The 20,321-nt window shown below is 62.7% G+C and carries 14 protein-coding genes; 6 read left to right on the top strand and 8 right to left on the bottom strand.

What is annotated here, in order from left to right:
• The 5 genes from ABID12_RS13510 to ABID12_RS13490 all read right to left on the bottom strand — a co-directional run bounded on the left by ABID12_RS13510 (window position 1) and on the right by ABID12_RS13490 (window position 7,140).
• Window positions 1-1,809 carry an ABC transporter ATP-binding protein gene (locus ABID12_RS13510; RefSeq protein WP_354434645.1) on the bottom strand — a complete coding sequence of 603 codons (1,809 nt, stop codon included), beginning with the start codon at window positions 1,807-1,809 and terminating at the stop codon, window positions 1-3.
• Window positions 1,810-1,957: 148 nt separating this feature from the next.
• Window positions 1,958-2,740 (bottom strand): ABC transporter ATP-binding protein, encoded by a 783-nt coding sequence (locus ABID12_RS13505; protein WP_354434644.1) that lies wholly within the window; start codon window positions 2,738-2,740, stop codon window positions 1,958-1,960.
• 3 nt (window positions 2,741-2,743) lie between these two features.
• Complete coding sequence (locus ABID12_RS13500) at window positions 2,744-3,808, bottom strand: FecCD family ABC transporter permease (protein ID WP_354434643.1); 1,065 nt, start codon at window positions 3,806-3,808, stop codon at window positions 2,744-2,746.
• Complete coding sequence (locus ABID12_RS13495) at window positions 3,805-4,956, bottom strand: ABC transporter substrate-binding protein (RefSeq protein WP_354434642.1); 1,152 nt, start codon at window positions 4,954-4,956, stop codon at window positions 3,805-3,807. Before ABID12_RS13495 ends, ABID12_RS13500 begins: the two co-directional genes overlap by 4 nt.
• Before the next feature lie 18 nt (window positions 4,957-4,974).
• Complete coding sequence (locus ABID12_RS13490) at window positions 4,975-7,140, bottom strand: TonB-dependent siderophore receptor (protein WP_354434641.1); 2,166 nt, start codon at window positions 7,138-7,140, stop codon at window positions 4,975-4,977.
• Between the two features lie 142 nt (window positions 7,141-7,282).
• Between ABID12_RS13490 and ABID12_RS13485 the strand changes: the two genes are divergently transcribed.
• The 5 genes from ABID12_RS13485 (at window position 7,283) to ABID12_RS13465 (ending at window position 14,744) form a co-directional block, all read left to right on the top strand.
• Window positions 7,283-8,173 carry a helix-turn-helix transcriptional regulator gene (locus ABID12_RS13485; protein ID WP_354434640.1) on the top strand — a complete coding sequence of 297 codons (891 nt, stop codon included), beginning with the start codon at window positions 7,283-7,285 and terminating at the stop codon, window positions 8,171-8,173.
• 154 nt (window positions 8,174-8,327) lie between these two features.
• Window positions 8,328-9,572, top strand: a complete 1,245-nt coding sequence (locus ABID12_RS13480) for an efflux RND transporter periplasmic adaptor subunit (protein WP_354434639.1) — start codon at window positions 8,328-8,330, stop codon at window positions 9,570-9,572.
• 1 nt (window position 9,573) lies between these two features.
• Complete coding sequence (locus tag ABID12_RS13475) at window positions 9,574-12,582, top strand: efflux RND transporter permease subunit (protein WP_354434638.1); 3,009 nt, start codon at window positions 9,574-9,576, stop codon at window positions 12,580-12,582.
• 93 nt (window positions 12,583-12,675) lie between these two features.
• Window positions 12,676-13,401, top strand: a complete 726-nt coding sequence (locus tag ABID12_RS13470; RefSeq protein ID WP_354434637.1) for a response regulator — start codon at window positions 12,676-12,678, stop codon at window positions 13,399-13,401.
• The gene (locus ABID12_RS13465) at window positions 13,398-14,744 is read left to right on the top strand and encodes a sensor histidine kinase (protein ID WP_354434636.1); all 1,347 of its coding nucleotides are present in this window, start codon (window positions 13,398-13,400) and stop codon (window positions 14,742-14,744) included. The genes ABID12_RS13470 and ABID12_RS13465 overlap by 4 nt, the downstream gene beginning before the upstream one ends.
• Before the next feature lie 67 nt (window positions 14,745-14,811).
• Here the strand turns inward: ABID12_RS13465 and ABID12_RS13460 are convergent, their stop codons facing one another.
• The 3 genes from ABID12_RS13460 to ABID12_RS13450 all read right to left on the bottom strand — a co-directional run bounded on the left by ABID12_RS13460 (window position 14,812) and on the right by ABID12_RS13450 (window position 18,211).
• The gene (locus ABID12_RS13460; protein WP_354434635.1) at window positions 14,812-15,849 is read right to left on the bottom strand and encodes an Ldh family oxidoreductase; all 1,038 of its coding nucleotides are present in this window, start codon (window positions 15,847-15,849) and stop codon (window positions 14,812-14,814) included.
• Between the two features lie 35 nt (window positions 15,850-15,884).
• Window positions 15,885-16,883 (bottom strand): 4-hydroxyproline epimerase, encoded by a 999-nt coding sequence (locus ABID12_RS13455; protein ID WP_354434720.1) that lies wholly within the window; start codon window positions 16,881-16,883, stop codon window positions 15,885-15,887.
• Window positions 16,884-17,071: 188 nt separating this feature from the next.
• Complete coding sequence (locus tag ABID12_RS13450; protein WP_354434634.1) at window positions 17,072-18,211, bottom strand: M24 family metallopeptidase; 1,140 nt, start codon at window positions 18,209-18,211, stop codon at window positions 17,072-17,074.
• A 180-nt stretch (window positions 18,212-18,391) separates the two neighbouring features.
• Here ABID12_RS13450 and ABID12_RS13445 point away from each other — a divergent pair, with 180 nt between their 5' ends.
• Window positions 18,392-20,134 carry an ABC transporter substrate-binding protein gene (locus ABID12_RS13445; RefSeq protein WP_354434633.1) on the top strand — a complete coding sequence of 581 codons (1,743 nt, stop codon included), beginning with the start codon at window positions 18,392-18,394 and terminating at the stop codon, window positions 20,132-20,134.
• Window positions 20,135-20,321: the final 187 nt, after the last annotated feature.

Below are 20,321 nucleotides of genomic sequence, written 5' to 3'. Positions count from 1 at the left end.
TCAGGCCTCCTTTTCTGCGGTTCGTGTTTGGCGCAGGCCGGTTTCGCGCGCGGCGATGAAATCGCGCCACAGCCGGGCATAAAGGCCGTCATGGGCAAGCAGATCGTCATGGCGTCCGCTCTCGGCGACCTTTCCGTTTTCGATGGCGATGATGGTTTCGGCATCGCGGATGGTGTGCAGCCGGTGGGCAACGACAATCAGCGTGCGGCCTTTCGCCAGCGCTTCGATGGCCTGCTGGATGGCGGCTTCATTGTCGGGATCGGCAAAGGCGGTGGCCTCGTCAAGCACGATCACCGGCGCATCCTTCAGGATGGCGCGGGCAATGGCGATGCGCTGGCGCTCGCCGCCGGAAAGCACAGCGCCCCGGTCGCCGATTTTTGTGTCGTAGCCATCCGGCAGCGCCGCGATGAAATCATGCGCGCGGGCGGCAATGGCGGCGGCTTCCACCGCTTCTTCGGAGGCATCGGGATTGCCGAAGCGGATATTGTCGGCAATCGTGCCCGTGAAAAGAAACGTCTGCTGAAACACGAAGGCGACGGTGTCCATCAGCTGTTCCTGCGCCATATCGCGGATATCGACGCCGCCGATGGTTATGCGCCCGGCGCGCGCATCGAAGAAGCGCGGAATGAGGCTTGCAAGCGTGCTCTTGCCGGAGCCGGAAGGGCCGACCAGCGCCGTCACCGTGCCGCTCTTTGCGGCAAAGGAAACATCGGTGACCACATCGCCGCTGCCATAGCCGAAGCTGACATTTTCGAAGACGACATCATGGCCGGAAAGCGTGACGCGCCGCCCGGTGTCATGCTGCGGCGCTTCGGCCAGCACGCTCGCAATCAGCTGCGAACCGACGCTGATATGGGCAAGCTCGTGAAACAGGTTGAACAGTTTCATCAGCGGCCGGCTGTAATTGGCGCCGAGGATGACGAACAGCAATATGGTGACGATATCGGTTTCGCCCTGGCTGGCCAGATAGGCGGCGACCGGCACGATGAAGACGATATTGGAGAGGATGAGACTGAAAAACGTGCCGCCGAGCGGCAGATAGGCGCGCGCCCAGCGGGTTTCGACCGCCGCATAGGCGCTGACGGCCTCGCTTGCCTCGCGAAAGCCTTCGCCTGGCCGGTTGAAGATCTTCACCACCGGCATGCCGGCCAGAAATTCGACAATGGCCGCGTTCATCCGCCCGCCCGCCGCCTGATAGGCATCGACATGACGGCCGCCGCGCTTCATCGCCAGCACCAGAAGCACGAAGGAAACCGGGGTGATGAACACGGTCGCCAGCGCCAGCCGCCAGTCGATGGCGAACAGAAACACGGAAACGGCAAGCCAGGTGCCGAATGCGCTGATGCCCTCGGGAATGCCGTGGGCGACGACGAGTTCCAGCTTTTCCGGGTCGTCGATCATCAGCTTCTTGGCCTCGCCGCTGCGCCTGTCGGCGAAATAGCCGAGCGGCAGGCGGGCAAGGTGGCGGGCAATGGCAAGCCGCAGCCGGTAGATGGCGGCAAAGGCGACCTTGTGCGCCCCGCTCATGGCGGCGGCCAGCGCCAGCCAGGTTCCGATGACGGCGACAAGCGCGATGGCGGCATAAAGGCCCGCGACGGGACCCGTCAGCGTGCCGGCAAGGGCGGATTGCAGAACCCGGTAGATGGCATAGACCGGCACGAGTTCGAGCGCGACGGAAAGCGTCGCCCAGCCGATGGCGCGCGCAAGCTGCGATTTTTCGCCCGCCATGTGCGGCCAGATCAGCCGGAGACTGGCGAAATAATCCGGCCCGCTGCTCTTTTGTCCGGCGTCATCCGAATGCTGTGTCATCGCGAAAACCTGAAAGTTTTGGGTTTATTTTCCTAAAGTCGTGGCCATACGGGCCGGTTGGAAACCGGAGCGGCTGGCTTGCACTTTGCTGGCTTGCCGCTCCGGTTCTCCGGAAAGGGCTGACCTTTCCGAACCCTGTGACCGCACGCTATCCCGGTGCGAGGACATGAATGGTCATCGCCCCGTCGGGCCGTGTCGCAACCTCCGCTCTGATGCCGTAAACCTTATGCAGCAGTGCGGGCGTCAGCGTTTCGACGGCAGCACCCGCCGCGGCGATCCGGCCATCGGCGAGAAACACGAAATGACCGGCCCATCTGGCCGCCAGCGCCAGATCGTGCAGCACCAGAATGATGGTGGTGCCCTCATCGGCGAGCGATTGCAGCACCGCCATCACCTCGAACTGGTGGCGCAGGTCGAGCGCGCTGGTCGGCTCATCCAGCAGTAGAACGGGAGGGCGCCGCGCCAGCGATTGCGCCAGCACGGCAAGCTGGCGCTGGCCGCCGGAAAGGCTTGCAAGCGGCGTTTGCGCCAGTTGCAGAATGCCGAGCCGTTCCAGCGCATCGCAGGCGGCATCCATGCTTTGGCGCGAGGCGCGCAGGCCGGATGTGATGTCGGTTGCCGCCAGCACGGCTTCCAGAACCGTCAGCCGCGCCCGCGCCGAGCCCGATTGCGGCATGAAGCCGATCAGCCCGCTTTTTTCGCGCGGGGGCAGGCTGGCGAGATCGGTATCGCCCAGCCGGATGACGCCGGAATAACGGACAGTTCCGGCAATCGCCTTCAGAAGCGTCGATTTTCCAGCACCGTTCGGCCCGGCGAAAACGGTCATCCGCCCCGGCGCGATGCGCTCCAGCGTGATGCCATCAAGCGTCGGGCGGGTCGCGCGGGGATAGGAGACGGAGAGGTCGCGGATATGAAGATGCCTGTCTGCCATGGTTCACCGTGCCCGCATCAGGAGAATGACGAAGAAAGGCAGGCCGACAAGCGTGGTGACGATGCCGATGGGCAGCAGCACGCCGGGCAGGATGGTCTTCGAGGCGATGCTTGAAAGCGACATGATGATCGCCCCGCACAGCACCGATGCCGGCAGGTGAAACCGGTGATCGCCGCCGATCAGCATGCGCGAGACATGCGGGCCCGCAAGGCCGACAAAGCCGATGGTTCCGGCAAAGGAGACGGCAAAGGCGGCCAGAAGGCTTGCCCGCAACAGACAGCCGAAGCGCAGGCCCCGGATAGAGATGCCGAGGCTTTCGGCGCGTTCCTCGCCCAGTTCCAGAAGCGTCAGCGCTCGCGATGCCCGCATCGAGAACGGCAGGATGGCGATGAGGGCCACGGCCAGAACGCTGACGGAAAACCCGTCGGCGCGGGTCAGCGAACCCATGGTCCAGAACACCAGTTGTTGCAGCGAATCCGCCGTGGCGACGAATTGCAGGGCCGAGACCAGCGCGTTGAAGGCGAACACCATGGCAATGCCGAACAGCACCAGCGGCGCGCCGCCGCTCTGCCGGTTGGCGATCAACTGGATCAGCAGAATGGTCAGCAGCGAAAACACGAAGGCATTGGCCGGAACCGCAAAGCCCGCCGGAATAAACGGCAGCGACACACCGAGCACGATGGCGAGCGCCGCGCCGAACGCGGCGGCCGACGAAATGCCCAGCGTAAAGGGGCTTGCCAGCGGATTGGCGAGCATGGTTTGCATCTCCGCGCCCGCAAGTCCGAGACAGCCGCCGATCAGCACCGCAAGACAGGCTGTCGGCAACCGCACCTGCCAGATGATGGCGCTGGCCGTGCTGTCGCTGCCGCCGAAAAGCGCATTGACGATTTCCGGGAGCGCAAGCCGCGCGGGGCCGGTCATCAGGTCGAAAACGAAACTTGCGGCCAGAAGCACGGCCAGCGCCACAAGCGTCAGCACGCGCCTGCGGATGACACCGCCATGCCCCTCAAGGGCACGGCGGCGCAGGTCGGTCGTACTATCCGGCATGGCGGGCGCGGTGGTGGTCAATTGGATTGCGCTCCCGCCTTGATCCAGAACGTGCCCTCAAGGTCAAACGGCAGGAAGCGTTCATTGAGTTCGGCCAGCGTTTCATCGGGATCGACATCGGCAAACAGGTCGGGGTGAAACAGCGTCGCCATTTCCTCCACGCCGAGGAAGAACAGCGGATTGTCGAAGAAGAACAGCCAGATGCCCGCCGCATCATCATCCTTCACCGCCGTTAGCTCCGAAATGCCCGGCGCGGCGGTGACCTTTGCCAGCGTTTCGGCCGCTGTTTCCCGCGTGATATGCGTGCCGACCTTCAGCCCGTCCGGGCTGACCGTGGAACCGCCGCCGGCAAGATAGAAATCCGGGTCTTCCGCCAGAATATATTCCAGGCTCAACTGACCGATAGGACCGGGAATGCGGTCCTCGCCGATATTGCGGCCCCCGGCTGCGGCGATGAAATCGCTCATATTGCCCGGACCGGAGGAATAGCAGCAATTTTGTCCATCGGGGTTGAGATGGAAGAACACGCTTGTCGGCGTCACCTCGTCGCCAAGACGGCCGGCGATCTCGTCCATATGGCTTTCGTAAAAGCTGATGAACGCCTCCGCCTGTTCTTCCCGGCCCAGCAATTGCCCGAGCTGGCGCATGCTTGGCACCGTGTTTTCAAGCGGCTTCTGGAAGAAATCGACAAACATGTAAGGAATGCTGGCGGCTTCCAGCTTGTCGGTCGTCTCCGCCGGCACGCGGCCGTAAAGGGTGAAGATCACCAGATCCGGCTTTGCCGCCATCATGCTTTCGATCGAAAGCGAATTCTGCATGGGATTGCCCATGTCGGGAATATCGTCGATTTCGGGAAAGGCGGCATGAACCGCGTCGAAGGTCTCGGGCGAAAACAGCTTCAGGTCATTGCCCCAGCCGACCAGAAACGCGGCCGGGTCCGGGTCGAGCAGCGCCAGCGTCAGGATATGGCGACCTTCCGGCAGAATGATCCGTTCGGCCGGTGCGTCGAGCGTCACCGTATGTCCGGTAACGTCGGTGACGGTGATCTCGTCGGCGCGTGCGCCGGAGAGGTCGCCCGCAAGCGCTGCGAGGAACAGGCCCGCCGCAAACAGCGTGGCTTTTGTCTTCCGGCCGGAAAGGGAGCCGTTTTTTGCGAATATATGCGTCATGATGATCGTCTCCCGGCCTTACCAGTTATAGGTGAGCGTGGCCTTGACCATGCGGTCGAAGCCCTGGCTGCACGAGCGTGCCGAGCAACCGCTGTAATAGTGCTTGTCGAAAAGGTTGGAGGCGTTGACCGCGAGATTCAGCCCTTCGAGATCAGGATTGCGCGCGCCGAAATCATAGGAAAGCGCGGCATCGACAAGGGCGAAATCCGGCACGGTGATGGTGTTGGCCGTGTCGGCATAGGTCTCGCCGACATAACGCACGCCCGCACCCAGCGACAGCCCGTTGAGCGCGCCGTAATCGAAGGTGTAGTTCATCCACAGCGAAGCCATGTGCTCCGGCACGCCGGTCGGGCGCTTGCCGGCTGCAAGCGGATTGGTGGTGCTGGTGATTTCCTGATGATTGTAGCTGTAGCTTGCCAGAAACTCGAAATTCGGCGTCACATTGGCGCTGGCCGAAAGCTCGATGCCGTTGGCGGTGACTTCGCCGGTCTGGATGGTGTTGAGGTCGTTGTCCGGGTCGGGGGTTTTCACATTCTCCTGAACGAGGTGGTAATAGGCGACGGTGAACAGGCCCTCGAAGGCATCCGGCTCGTATTTGGCGCCGACCTCGATCTGCTTGCCGGTGGTCGGCTTGAAGGTGTTGCCGTAAAAATCGGTGCCAAGCTGCGGATCGAACGAGGTGGCGTAGCTGACATAGGGATTGACGTTCCAGTCCGACAGATAGGTCAGCCCGGCGCGATAGGTGAAGGCGTCGTCATCCTGTTTCGAACTGGTGCCGTTCAGCCGGTTATCGGTCTTCACCCAGTTCCAGTCCTGCCGCCCGGCGAGATCGATGGCGAACATGTCGTCATAGATGAAGGTGTTGGCCGAATAGAGGCCGAGCCCGTCGCTGGTCTGATCGGTGCTGGTAACCGGCGTGGGGGCCGAAAACTGGCCGTTATAGGTCGGGTTGTAGATATCGACCGGGTCTGCCGGGCCGTAATTCAGCCAGTAGTCTTCCGCCGTGTTGCGATAGGCAACGCCGAAGACATTGGTGCCTTCCCACGGGCCTGCCTGCCATTCGGCCTTGGCATTGTTATCCAGCGCGAAGATGTCGCCGACGATCGAGAATTCATAGGCAGTCCGGTTCAGCGTGCGCATGTCGGACTCGAGACCCATGCCCGAAAGCGTCTGGGTGAACAGATCGTTGCGGGTGTAGCGCCCGGCGGAGTGGAACGACCAGACATCGTTGAAGGCATGGTCGAAATCATAGCCGAGATTGAACTGCTCGTTGTGATTGTCGAGATCGGAACCGTCGAGATAGGTGTTCCACGGGATCGGCCCGTTGGGATTGGGCAGGAGAGTGCCCTGAATTGGCAGGAAAGGCCGGGGCGGACCGAACTCGTCGCGGCTGTAGGAGCCGAGTACGGTCAGGCTGGTATCCGCGTTCGGCTGCCACGTGAATGACGGGGCGAAATAGCCGGTATCATCGGGCACGTAGTCGAACTGGGTATCGGCCAGCCGGCCGAGGCCGACGAGGCGATAAAGCAGGGTGCCGTCCTCGTTCATCGGGCCGGAAAAGTCGAACCGCGCCTCGAGCCGGTCATGGCTGCCGGCCTGAATGCCGATCTCGTGATAGGGCTCATCCAGCGGCTTCTTGCTGATGGCGTTGACGACGCCGCCGAGCGAACCGGCGCCGTAGAGCACCGAGGACGGGCCGCTCAGAACGTCGATTTCCTCCATGCCGTAAGGCTGGTAGCGGACATAGGACTGCACCGTCGTCGAATTCAGCCCGTCCAGCATGATGCCGGAATTGGTGGCGTCGAAACCGCGAATGCTGAAATAGTCGAAGCGCTGGGAAATGGCGCTGGTGGAGGCGAAGACGCCGGGCGAATATTCAATCGCCTCCGTCGTCGTGGAAACGGCGCGGTCCTTCATCTCTTCCGCGGTGACGGCGTTGACCGACTGCGGCGTTTCGGCAATCGGCGTGCCGGTCTTGCTGCCGGTGGTCGTGTCATAGGCGACGTAACCCTCGGCGCCGCCCGTGGTCGTTACCGTGACCGGATCAAGAACCGTTGTGTCCTTTTCCTGCGTTGCCTGTTGGGCCAGGGCCTGACCGCCGGCGGACATGGCAATTAGACTGACCGTTGAAACCAGCAGACGGACACCGAACCGGGCACTGACGTTGCGCTTGCAATCTCTCACCGAGACCCCCTATAACTTTACTGAAAAATTCATGTTTTGTTGCCACGGCGGTCCAGCTGATGGCAATTTGCTGTCCTTTCGATGGACGGACTCTTTCTTTCGATTGTGTGCGGGGCTTCGTTCGCATGCGGGAAACGGGACGATGATGGAGAATGGCGCTGCGGCGATAGAGCAGGAAGACCGCCGGGTTGACGCGCTTTATGACGGGCAGACCGCGCTGACCGCCGGAACGCTGAAGATCGCCTCGTCCTTCCGGCGCAACGAGGCGCTTTTCGATGGCCTGCGGGTAATCGTGGTCGAGACGGGAAAGCTGGAATGCGGCCTGCCGGGCCATGACCGCTTCACCGTCGCCGGCCCCGCGCTCTGCCTTGTCTGGAACCGCGGGGCGGAAGAAGGCGAGCATGTGTTTTCCGGCGGCCAGACGCTGCGCTACACCGCCGTGTCGCTTACGCCGACCTTTGCCGCGCATGTTTCAGACGATGCCGCGCTGCGCCGCGCCGGTTCCTTCCTGAGCGACAACCCGCATATCCCCGCTTTGCGCATCAGCCGTATCCCGGAAAGCATCCGCGGCGTCTGCAGCCAGATCGCCGCCTGCCCGCTGAAGGGCGCGGGGCGCTCGCTGTTCCTCACGGGCAAGGCGCTGGAACTGACCGGCATCGCGCTTGAAAGCACCGGCGACGGCGAGACCGGCGGCACGGCAATCAGCCTGGCCGACGCCGAGCGCATCCGCGCGGCCAAGGACCTCCTCGACAGCAATCTTGCCCATCCCCCTGCGCTCGCCGGTCTGGCGCTCGCCGTCGGTCTCAACAGCCGGAAACTCAGGGAGGGCTTCAGCCGCATCTTCGGCATGAGCCCGAACGCCTACCTGCACGAGGCTCGCATGGACGCCGCCTACCGCCTGCTGTCATCGGGCGATATGCAGATCGCCACCGTCGCCTACCGCATCGGCTTCACCCCGGCCCACTTCTCGGTCGCCTTCAAGAAACATTTCGGCGTCTCGCCCAAGGCGCTGAGGGGCCACGCCGATATCTGATTTCTCCCGCAATTCCGACAGACACCCCGGAACAGTCGCCGGCAGGCTTCGCAATATTTCGTAACATAACGTAGCACCTGCCGAGGGGCTGCTCTGGCAGATGTCATGGTGGGGTCGGATGGGCCGGCTCCGGTTTCTTGCACAGAGATCGGCCATGACAGACAAGACGACTGATTTTTCCCTTTTCGGAGCGCATGGCAGGCGGCGTTTTTTGCCGATGCTGGCGGTGTTGTTCGCGGTTGCCTCCGTTTCCCTCGCTTCGGCGCAGGAGGTCAGGCATGTCACCGTGGCTGCCGCGCGTGAGGGGGAGGTTGTCGGCACGGTGGCGGCGACCGGGGCGGTTATCGCACGGGAAGACGTGCCGGTTCATGCCGAGGTGGACGGCGAGATCATCCGCGCGGTGCTCGCCGAGGAAGGCGATTATGTCGCCGTCGGCGCGCCGCTTGCCAGGATCGACACGAGCGATGCCGAACTGGCGCTGGAGAAGAACACCGTCGAACAACGCCGGGCCCGCACGATGATCGAGCAAGAAAAGGCGCGGCTTGAAAAGGCCAGGGTCAGCGAGGCGGAGGCCGCAAGGGAACTGGCGCGCAACCGCTCGCTGGTCACAAGCGGCGCGGTCTCCGAACGGGCGTTAAGCGAGCGCGAGAACGACCATGCCCGCGCCGCCGCCGATCTGGCGCTCGCCCGCAATGCTCTGGAGGTGGCCGAGGCCGAGCTGGAGCTTGTCGGGCGCAACCGCGCGGAAATCGAGCGTACGTTGGACAAGAGCACGGTCAGGGCCCCGGCCGCCGGGCTTGTGCTTGTCCGCAACGCCCGCACCGGCCACGCCGCCGCGCTCTCCGGCGAACCGCTTTTTGTGTTGGCCGAAGACGGCGATCTGGAACTTGAGGTTGCGGTGGCCGAGACCGATCTGGCCCGCATCAGGGAAGGTCAGAAGGCGGTCTTTCATCTTGAAGGGCACGACGCGCCGCTTGAGGGCTATGTCCGGCATCGCGCCGCGCAGATCAATGCGGCAACCCGGCTGGGGGACGTGCGGATCGCGCTTGATGACCCGGTGGGTCTTGTGGTCGGCGCCTTTGTCAGCGGGCGGATCGAAGTGCTATCGCGCCGTTCCATCCTGCTTCCCGTCTCCGCGATCCGCTTTGCCGGAAACGGCGACACCATCGTCACCATTGTTGAAGACGGCATTGTATCGAAACGGCCGGTTGAGACCGGGCTGGCTGAGGGCGATCTGATCGAGGTTTTGAGCGGCATCCGCCCCGGCGAACGCGTGGTGCTGAAGGCTGGCAGTTTCCTGAAGGACGGCGAGCGCGTGGTGCCGGCGGTCGATGACTATCGCCTGCCGTCTACAGACACCGGCAATGCCGCCGCCGTGACCGTATCGAGGGCCGGCTAAGATGAACGTTTCCGCCTGGGCGATCCGCTCGCCGCTTGCCTCGATCCTGTTGTTCATTGTCCTGATGGTGGTCGGCGTCTATGGCTTCATGCGCTTGCCGATCACCTATTTTCCGACCATCGATACGCCGGTGGTCAGCGTCACCGTCGGGCAGTCGGGCGTCGCCCCGGAAGAGCTTGAAACCGAAGTCACCAAACCGGTCGAAAACGCGCTGGCCTCGCTTGCCAATGTTGAGAAGATTTCCTCGACCGTCACCAATGGCGAATCCGTCACCGAGGTCGATTTCGTGCTCGGCACGGTTGATATCGACGAGCCGATCATCGAGCGCATCGAGGAAGAGGCGCAGCCGGTCGCCATCTATGCGGTGTCGAGCACGGATATGTCGCTGGCCGAGGTCTCGTGGTTCATCGACGACACGCTGGCGCGTGAACTGCAATCCGTGCCCGGACTTGCCGGCATCAGCCGCATCGGCGGCGTCGACCGCGAAATCCGGGTTTGGCTCGACCCGGACCGGCTTCACGCCTATGAGCTTTCGGCCAGCGCGGTAACGGAAAGTCTTGCCTCCACGCAGCTCGATGTTTCCGGCGGGCGCAGCACGTTCGGCGGGCGCGAACAGGTGTTGAGCACGCGCGCACGGGTGGACGACGTTGCCGATCTTTCCGCCATCGGCATTGCGCGGTCGGGCGGCCGGCAGATCGCGCTCGGCAATCTTGGCGCGATCCGCGATCTATACGCCGAGCCGCGCAGCTTCGCCCTGCTCGGCGGGGCGGAAGTGGTTGCCTTTTCCGTCGAGCGCACCATGGGCGCCAGCGAAACCGGCGTTGCCGACAGCGTTGCCCGCAGGATCGATGAGATCGTGGCGGCGACACCCGGCATCACCATGATTCTGGTGGATGACGGCGTGCGCTATACCCGTGGTAATTATGTCGCCGCCATGCACACGCTACTGGAAGGCGCGGTGCTGGCCGTTGCCGTCATCTTCCTGTTTCTTAGGGACTGGCGAGCGACAATCATTGCCGCGCTGGCGCTGCCGCTTTCGGCGGTCCCGACATTTTTCGTCATCGGCCTTCTGGGCTTTTCGCTCAACATCCTCACGCTTCTGGCGATCACGCTGGTTACCGGCATCCTTGTCGACGATGCCATCGTGGCAATCGAAAACATCGCGCGCCACCGCGCCATGGGCAAGAGGCCCTATCGGGCCGCACTCGATGCTTCCGATGAAATCGGGCTTGCCGTCGTCGCCATTTCCGCCACCATCATCGCGGTTTTCGTGCCGGTCGGCCTGATGAGCGGCGAGGTCGGCCTTTATTTCCGTGAATTCGGCCTGACGGTCGCCATCGCGGTGTTCTTCTCGCTGCTGGTCGCCCGCCTGATTACGCCGATCCTCTCGGCTTATTTCCTGACCGGGGCCATACCGGCTGAAGGCGGGCGGGGCGCGTTTGTGTCCGCCTATCAGCGCCTCCTGCGGTTGGCGCTGAAATTCCGCTGGCTGACGGTCGGGCTTGCTGTCGGGTTGTTTGCCCTGTCGATGATGCAACTCGGCTCGCTGCCCACCGCCTTCCTTCCGGAGGAGGATACCGGCAGGCTGGCGCTCACCGTCGAGCTGCCGGCAGGCTCGACGCTCGAAGAAACCCGTGCGGTGGCCGAAGATGTAAGTCGCCGTTTTTCCCGCGCCGGCGATCTCGACACGGTGTTCATTCGCGGCGGCGCCAGCGCTTCGGGCGAACGCGGCGTGCGGTTTGCCGCCGTCACGCTCGATTTCGGCCCGGCCGCCGGCCGCGCGATGAGCGCATCCGATGTCGAGGCGGCCATGAAAGCCGAACTCGCCGCCATCCCGGATATCCGCTATCAGTTCCTCAATGCGCGCGGCGGCCGCGATATTTCCTTCGCCATCCTGAGCAATGACGGCGACGCCGCGCAAGCGGCGGCAAACGCGATCCTGACGGCGATGGAAAACGATCCGGCCTTCGTCAACCCGACCTCGGAAGCCACCGCCATGCGACCGGAACTGCGCATGGATGTGCTGTCGAAAAAGGCGGAATCGCTTGGCGTTTCCGCCGCCGCGATTGCCGAGACCATCCGCGTTTCGACCGTTGGCGACAGCGACGGCAAGCTGCCGAAATTCGCCGATGGCGGCCGCCTTATCCCGATCCGCGTGCAACTGGACGAGAACCTGCGCACCGATATCGAGACCCTCGGCCTGCTGGGCATTCCGGCGGCGGGCGGCATTCAGGTTCCGCTGTCCGGCGTGGTCCGGTTCACCTATGGCGAAACGCTGTCCTCCATCGAGCGGCTCGACCGCGAGCGCCGCATCGATATCGGCGCGGATATGGCCGAAGGGCTGACATCGGGCGAAGGGCTGGAGGCGTTGATGAGCCTTCCCGCCATGCGCGATCTGCCGCCCGCGGTGCGGATTTCGACGACGGGCGATTCCGATACGCAGGGCGATGTGTTTTCCAGCTTCATCGTCGCCATGAGCGCCGGCGTGCTGCTGGTCTTCGTGGTGCTGGTGCTGCTGTTCGGCGGTTTCCTGTCGCCGTTCACCATTCTGGCCTCGCTGCCGCTTTCCGTCAGCGGCGTGGTGGCGGCACTGATGCTGACGGGAAGCGCCATCTCGCTGCCGGTGGTGATCGGCATCCTGATGCTGATGGGCATCGTCACCAAGAACGCCATCATGCTGGTCGATTTCGCCATCGAACACGAAAAGGCCGGCCATCCCCGCCTCGAGGCCACCATGGAGGCCTGCGCGGAACGGGTGCGGCCGATCATCATGACCACGCTGGCCATGGTCGCGGGCATGCTGCCCTCGGCGCTGGCCTTCGGCGAAGGCGGCGAGTTTCGCTCGCCGATGGCCATCACCGTCATCGGCGGGCTGATCGCCTCGACCTTCCTGTCGCTCGCCGTGGTGCCGGCGCTGCACCTCATCGTCTCCGGCCTCGGCGACCGGCTGACGCGGCTTTTCGCCCGGCACGCAGACACGGACGAACCGGTGCCAAATGCACAATCATGACAACCGCTGGACAATTGCCCCCAAACGAACAAACCTTGGGACTGGCGTGCCGGAGACATCCGGCCTCCCCTCACCCGGCTTCGGAGAACGAGATTGAACACCAATGACTACAGATCCGGGCATATTCTGATTGTCGAGGACGATACCGAGATTGCCGATCTGCTGGTGGACACCATCCGCCAGAACGGCATGCACGCCACCCATGTCCAGGACGGGCAGGCCATGCGCCGGGCAATGCTGGGCCAGAATTTCGATCTCATCATCCTCGACGTCATGCTGCCGGGCGAGGATGGCATCAGCCTGTGTCGCGGCATCCGCGCCGGCAATACCATTCCGATCATCCTGCTGACAGCGCTTGGCGAGGAGGTCGACCGCATCGTCGGGCTCGAGGTCGGGGCCGACGACTACATCACCAAGCCCTTCAGCCCGCGCGAGGTGATCGCCCGTATTCGCAGCCTGCTGAGGCGCGCGGCCTATGGCGTGAAAACCAACCATGCACCAACCGCCTTCCGGTTCGAGGGCTGGCGGCTCGACCCGATGCGCCGGCAGCTTCATGATCCGAGCCATGCCCGCGTCTCGCTGACGACGACCGAGTTCGACATTCTGGTCGCCCTTTGCCAGAACCCCGGCCGCGTCATCTCGCGCGAGGAACTGCTGATGCTCACCCATTCCGGCCTTGCCGGGCCGATCGAGCGCAGCATCGACGTTCATGTCAGCCGGCTGCGCCAGAAGATCGAGAAGGACCCGAAGGAGCCGCAGCTTCTCCAGACCGTGCGTCTCGGCGGCTATGTGTTCACGGCGGCGGTGGAGCGCGAATGACCTGGCTGAGACGGTTTCTGCCGACAACGATCCGCACCCAGATGGTGCTGCTCATCGTGGTGGCCATCATCGTGGTCGTCAAGGCGGGTTCGTTGCTGGAAAATCTCGAAGGCGGGGAATATTCCGACGACAATGATGTGACCGTGGCGCGCGCCGAAACGGTGGCGGCCCTTTTCGCGCAGACCCCGCCCGAGGACCACGCGGCATTGCTTGCAGGCGCGCGGCGCGCGGGCATGGATATTGCGCTCACCGATCAGCGCCATTTCGAAAGCTTGGCCGAAGCCGAACGGACGGGCGGCTTTTTGAGCCGGATGCTCTCTTTGCTGTTTTCCGCCGAATATCACGATATGTCGCCGGGAACCGAGATCGTTCTGCATGATGGCAGCCCGGCGATTTTCGTGCCGATCACGCAACAGAACGCACTTCTCTACATGCCGGACGCCTCGACCTTTGTCGTTCACGACTTTACGTCGCGCTACACCTATTACTTCATTTCCTTCGTCACATTCGTGACGCTGTTTTCGGTTTTCGGCATCAGGGCCATCACCGCGCCGCTCAGAAATCTCATGCGCGAACTGGCCTCGACAAAGGCCTTTCTCGACAATGACGCGCCGCTGAAGGCGCAAAGCAGCCGCGAGATTGCCGATCTGACGAATGTTCTCAACGAACTCAAATTCCGCATCCGGGCGATGATGGCGGGCCAGACCCGCATGCTGCGCGCCGTCAGCCATGATCTGAGAACCCCGCTGACCCGCATTCGCCTGCGCAGCGAGCGGATCGAAAACGCGGAGCTGCGCGACCAGATCGTCGCCGATGTCGGCAATGTCGACAAGCTTATCAACGCGACGCTGGATTATATCCGCAATGACCGGGACACAGAGCAGCCGGAACGCACCGATCTCGCCAGCATGCTGGAAACCATCGTCGCCGATTATTCCGATCTCGGCTCCGACATCACCTATGACGGCCCGCCGCGTCTGATCTGGACCGTCAAACCCAACGCCTTCCAGCGCGCCATCGTCAATCTCTGCGACAACGGCCTGAAATTCGGCAGCGCCGTCGTTGTCGCCCTGAGGGACACCGGAACCGGCGTGAAAATCGAAATCCGCGACAATGGCCCCGGCGTTCCCGAAACATCGCGCGGCCGCCTCATCGAACCCTTCTTCAAGCTCGATGATGCACGCAGCGAAAAAAACGCACCCTCCGGCTTCGGTCTTGGTCTGTCGATCGTCGATGACATCGTCCGCGACCACGGCGGCACGGTTTCGTTTCACGACAACGAACCGCACGGGCTTGTTGTCGCGCTGACATTCACCGACGATGCATTTGCGTCATCATCGTGATCAGAACCGGTAGCCGAGCGACAACGTGACCTGCGGCTGCCACACCGCACTTGTCCGGGGCTGCAATTCAGCGCGTATCAAGCCGGGCGGCGCGTGTTCTAAGCTCTTCGAGCACATTCTGCTTTACCGGCATGGTCCCCGACTTTTGGTTGCGGGTCCGGGCCATGTATCGGCGGGCAGATGGCAGTCGGGCCCCCTGCCCTTCTATGGCGTCAAACAGCGCTTCGCCGCGTTTCAGATTGTCTGCAGCCATCGCCTGGCCCGCAAACGAGGCCGGGTCGAGCGCGATAATCAGCTCTCCGTGCAACGGCACCACCTTGGCATCGTCATCGAAGGCGATGGATTCCGCACTGGTCATATCCCCGATCAGCGGTCCGGCGATAAGTTCGATCATGGTCGAGAGCGCCGACCCCTTGTGCCCGCCGAAGGTCAGCATGGCGCCGTCAACGGCCGCCTCCGCGTCGGTGGTGGGCGCGCCATCGGCATCGATCGCAGTGCCCTGCGGCAGCGGTGTGCCGGTGCGGCGATGCAGCTCGATATCGCCGCGGGCAATGGCCGACGTGGCAAAATCGAACACGAAAGGATGTTTGCCCGGTCGCGGCCAGCCGAATGAGAACGGATTGGTGCCGAAGACCGGCTTGCTGCCGCCGGCCGGCGCAACCCAGGCGTGGCTGACGGTGGTCGCGATTGCAACCAGCCCCTTGTCGGCAATCATTTCGGCTTCCGGCCAGAGTGCGGAGAAATGAAAGCAATTGTTGATCGCAAGCGCCGCGATGCCGCAGTTTCGCGCCTTTTCGGCCAGCACCGGAAGTCCGGCCTCGAAAGCCTGAAGCGATATGCCCTTGCAGGCATCGACCCGGACAATGGCCGGCGCCCTGTCTTCGACGTGCGGTGTGGCGACAGGATCGACCTTGCCGCGCTCGATCAGTTCGCAACAGCTGATCAGCCGATAAAGACCGTGGGAATGGCATTCGTCGATCTGCGCCCTTACGACCCAGTCGGTGATGGTGCGGGCATGGGGTTGGGAATATCCGGCTGCCAGCAGAAGGCGCTGTCCCAGCGACCGCGCCTCGTCAATCGAAATCGTTGCCAGGTCTTCGCTCATGCAGCCTCCATGCAATCGTAGTGTCGGACAAGCGCTTATCTGACCTGAAAGCCCTGCCACAGGGGATCGTCATCATCGATGAAGATCGTATTGAAACCCGTCGCGATTGCCGATCCTTCGATGGACGGAATAATGGCATCGTGATCGCCCAGTCGGGCCGGTTCTTCCACCCGCCCGGTGAAAGTGGTGCCGATATAGCTTTCATGAACGAAGCTGTCGCCCGGCTTCAGCCTGCCTTTCGCCGCAAGATGCGCCATGCGCGCCGAAGTGCCGGTTCCGCAGGGGGAACGGTCGATCGCCTTGTCGCCGTAGAAAACGGCATTGCGTCCGTCTCCGCCATGCTTCGGGGCGTCGGTCCACATCACGTGTGAAACGCCGGCAATGGTCGGGTCGAGCGGATGAACGGGCGTGAACTTTTCCCGCACCAGCGCGCGGACCGTGTTGGAAAGATCGATGATCCGCGCGGCGCCCAGAGCGTCCAGCCCCTCATAGGCGCCCTGCGGCTCGATAATGGCATAGTAATTGCCGCCATAGGCGACATCGAGCGTGAGCGGGCCAAAGTCTGGAACGTCGATCTCGATGCCGGTTGCCGCCAGATAGGCCGGGACATTGGTGATCTTCACCGCCGTGACCCGCTTGCCTTCCTGCCGATAGTCGATCGCAATCAGCCCGGCGGGAACTTCGAGCTTCAGATGACCCGGCGTTTTGGGCCGGATCAACCCGTTTTCAAGCGCGAATGTCACAATCCCGATCGTGCCGTGGCCGCACATCGGCAGGCAGCCGCTGGTCTCGATATAAAGAATGCCCGCGTCGGTATCATCCCGTGTCGGCGGATACAGAAATCCGCCCGACATCATGTCATGGCCGCGCGGTTCGAAGCACAGTCCGGTGCGGATCCAGTCGAAGCGCTTCAGAAAATCCTGACGGCGTTCGGACATCGATGCGCCGGCCAGAAGCGGTGCGCCGCCGGCCACCAGCCGAACGGGGTTGCCGGCCGTGTGACCGTCGATGCAAAAGAATGTACTGCGCATGATGTTCCTGTCCTTCATCACCAGCGAAGAGAGAAAACGGCGCGGAGCTTTTCCGGCTGCCGCTTTCCGAACGTTCAGATCAGCGTAATTGCCTCCCGGCAGACATCAAGCCGTGTCTGCCGAGATGCAGTCCTGTTTTCCGGCCGGAGATCCGCGATATTGCGAAAATATACCGGGAAACGGAAATTCATTCAGGCAAACGGTTCGGTCGGGCTTTTGCCGGGTTTCGTAAACCACACCGGCCCGCTCTCGCCCATGTGAATGATATCCTCAAGGCGCACGCCGAAACGGTCGGGCACGACAATCATCGGCTCATTGGAAAAGCACATGCCGGAGACAAGCGGCGTGGTGTTGCCGCGCACGATGAACGGGGTTTCGTGGATATCCATGCCGAGCCCGTGGCCTGCCCTGTGCGGCAGGCCGGGCAGCTGATAGTCGGGGCCAAGGCCGTGGGCGGCGATCACGCGGCGGGCGGCATCGTCCAGGGTTTCCGCCGCAACGCCCGGTTTCGCGGCATCGAACACGGCCTGTTGGGCTTCCCGCTCGATGGCCCAGATCCGCGCGAATTCGGCTGCGGGCTCCGCTTTCACATAGGTGCGTGTCATGTCCGACTGATAGCCGCCGACAATCGTGCCGGTATCGACCAGGATGATATCGCCCTCGGCATAGGTCTGGTCGTCATCGACACCGTGCGGCAGCGATGTCGCCGCGCCGAAGGAGCAGATTGCGAATGTGCTGCCCGAACCGCAAAGGGCCCGGTGTGTCTCGTCGATGAACTGCACCACGTCGGAGGCGCGGATGCCCGGTTCGATCAGCGCGTGGACGCGTTTGTGCACCTCAAGCGTGGCGTCCATGGCATATTGCATCAGCGCGATCTCGGCCGGCGATTTTACCGCCCTGAGCGCCGAGATCAGCGGTCCGCCATCGATGAGCCGCTCCGGCGCGATCTGTCGGGCCAGTGCCGAATAGACGAAAAAGGGCAGTGCATCGTCGAGCGCCAGTGTCTTTTCGCGGCCGAGAAGCCTTGCCACGAGCGCTGCGGCATTTTCATGCTCTTCCCATGCTGCAATGTCGCCGTCGATCCGCTCGAGCGTTTCGATTTTCGAGACCTCGAAGGCCGGGGCGATATAGCTCAGACTGTCGGCGGTGATCAGGGCGCCGACCAGACGTTCGCTGGCATGCCAGATGAGACCGGTAAAATAGCTCAGGCTGGTGGTCGAACCCAGCAGTATGGCATCCGCACCCGCTGCCTGCATGGCCGTGCGCAGGCGCGCAATCCGGTCTGCGTGTTCATCTTTGCTGATTGGCGCAGGACGGCTATCAGAGATCATCGCGGCAACGTCTCCCGTTTTCATTTTCTTGCAGGCTGCGGCCTGTCATTGGTCAAACGGCTTTAGCATCTTTGTCGCCAGTTTGTCGACATTATCATTGACAAGTTTTGGACAATCGCAAAAATTGTGGTCGGAACCCAATCGGCATGAACATGCCATCATAATGAAGGGAACAGTTCCATGACTGCATTCACGGGAAGAAAACTGCTGAGGCTCGCTGTCTCTGTGCTCGCCGCCTCCACGGCCACGGCCGCACTTGCGGCATCGCCCCAGACCGGCGGAACGCTGAAGATCGTCGGAACCGCCGATATCGACCATTTCGATCCGACATCTGCGGCCCTTGTCACCTCGAACAATTTCCTGCGCGCCGTCAGCCGCCAGCTGATCAGCTACGCGGCATCAACCGATGACAAAGCCATGCTGGAGCCGAAGGGCGATCTGGCGACCGAAGTGCCCCAGCCCACCAATGACGGGCTGACCTACACGTTTACCTTGCGCGACGGCGTTGCCTGGGATGCTCCGGACGGTCCGCGGCCGATGGTGGCCGCCGATTTCGAACGCGGCATGAAGCGGATGTGCAATCCTTTTCTGGGCTCGGCGGCGCTGACCTATTATGTCGATCTGATCGAGGGCATGCGCGGCTTCTGCGACGGCTTTGCCGCGGTTGAACCGACCGCCGCGGCAATGAAGGATTATATCGAAACCAACGATATTTCCGGCATCGAAACGCCGGATGACAAGACCATCGTCATCAATCTCACCGAAACAGCGGGCGATTTCGTCTACATGCTGTCGCTGCCGACCTCGGCGCCGGCACCCGTCGAAGTGCTCGACTATATGCCCGACGGCCCGGACTACCGCGACAATTTCATTGCTTCGGGTCCCTATACCGTTGAAACCTATGTGCCCGACAGCACGATCAAGCTTAAGCGCAACCCGGCTTGGACCACCGAATCCGACCCGCTGCGCGGCGGCTATGTCGACGATATCGACATCACCTTCGGCATTCAGCCTGATGCGGCCATCCAGCAACTTCAGGCCGGTGACGCCGACATGACCTACGACATCATCATTCCGCCGGCGATCCTGCAGATGCTGACGGCGACGGGAGACGACAAGCTGACCACCATGTCGGTCGGCCGCACATCGTTCCTGTGGTTCAATACGCTGACCGACAACAATGACGGTGCGCTGCGCGATCTGCGCATCCGCCAGGCGGTGCAGTATGCCATCGACAAGGCCGCCATCGTGCAGCAGATGGGCGGGCCGATGGTGGCAGCCCCCCAGAACGGCATTTTCGGCCCCGGCGTTCTCGGCTTCCACGCATTCGATCTTTACCCGAGCGAAGATTCGGCCGGCGATCCCGAAAAGGCGAAGGCGCTGCTTGCCGAAGCCGGCTATCCGGACGGCATCACGCTGAAAATGCCGTTCCGCAACCAGAACGCCGAGCCGGCGATTGCCCAGACCATTCAGGCCAGCCTGAAAAAGGCCGGTATCGAAATCGAACTGACGCCGGTGGCGCCGTCGGACTATTATTCGAAGTTCATGACCAACCAGGAAAACACCAAGGCGGGGCTTTGGGATATCGCGCCGGTGGGCTGGTCGCCGGACTGGGTTGGCGGTGCGGCGCGCTCGGTGTTCCAGCCGCAGTTTACCTATAACGGCACGCACCAGACCTATAACTATGTCGACTACGACAACCCGGAAGCCAACACGATCGCCAAACAGGCCATCAACGCCACCACGCCGGAACAGGCAGCAAAGCTCTGGGGCGAGGTCGATGAGCTGGTGATGCAGGATTCGCCGGTCGCGCCCTACACGACCGAAAACGTGATCCTCTATCACGGTGCGGCGGTGGAAAATTTCCAGCCCTACGCGCTCGGCGCCCAGGGTGACTGGACCAATGTCTGGCTGAGCCGCTGACAATCGCCGCGGCCGCCCGGTGTGGTTTTCCACCCGGGCGCGACCATTCAACCGGTCAGGCGGAGCCGTTTCCGCCTGATTGCCAGGAAACTTTTCCTCGTCTGCGGCGTCACCCTCGGGCTTGACCCGAGGGTCCACAAAAGCGGTGGATGCTCGGGTCAAGCCCGAGCATGACGCGAGAGGAGGT

This window comes from Martelella mangrovi, from assembly GCF_040545495.1.
Classification (GTDB): domain Bacteria; phylum Pseudomonadota; class Alphaproteobacteria; order Rhizobiales; family Rhizobiaceae; genus Martelella; species Martelella mangrovi.
The sequence above is the reverse complement of the archived record's forward strand: the minus strand, read 5'-3'. Positions and strand labels throughout refer to the sequence as shown.

Coding starts and splice junctions, on each gene's coding strand:
- ABID12_RS13465 (WP_354434636.1), top strand. CDS start 13,398: ATGACCTGGCTGAGACGGTTTCTGCCGACAACGATCCGCACCCAGATG.
- ABID12_RS13495 (WP_354434642.1), bottom strand. CDS start 4,956: ATGACGCATATATTCGCAAAAAACGGCTCCCTTTCCGGCCGGAAGACA.
- ABID12_RS13445 (WP_354434633.1), top strand. CDS start 18,392: ATGACTGCATTCACGGGAAGAAAACTGCTGAGGCTCGCTGTCTCTGTG.
- ABID12_RS13480 (WP_354434639.1), top strand. CDS start 8,328: ATGACAGACAAGACGACTGATTTTTCCCTTTTCGGAGCGCATGGCAGG.
- ABID12_RS13485 (WP_354434640.1), top strand. CDS start 7,283: ATGATGGAGAATGGCGCTGCGGCGATAGAGCAGGAAGACCGCCGGGTT.
- ABID12_RS13450 (WP_354434634.1), bottom strand. CDS start 18,211: ATGATCTCTGATAGCCGTCCTGCGCCAATCAGCAAAGATGAACACGCA.
- ABID12_RS13505 (WP_354434644.1), bottom strand. CDS start 2,740: ATGGCAGACAGGCATCTTCATATCCGCGACCTCTCCGTCTCCTATCCC.
- ABID12_RS13510 (WP_354434645.1), bottom strand. CDS start 1,809: ATGACACAGCATTCGGATGACGCCGGACAAAAGAGCAGCGGGCCGGAT.
- ABID12_RS13460 (WP_354434635.1), bottom strand. CDS start 15,849: ATGAGCGAAGACCTGGCAACGATTTCGATTGACGAGGCGCGGTCGCTG.
- ABID12_RS13475 (WP_354434638.1), top strand. CDS start 9,574: ATGAACGTTTCCGCCTGGGCGATCCGCTCGCCGCTTGCCTCGATCCTG.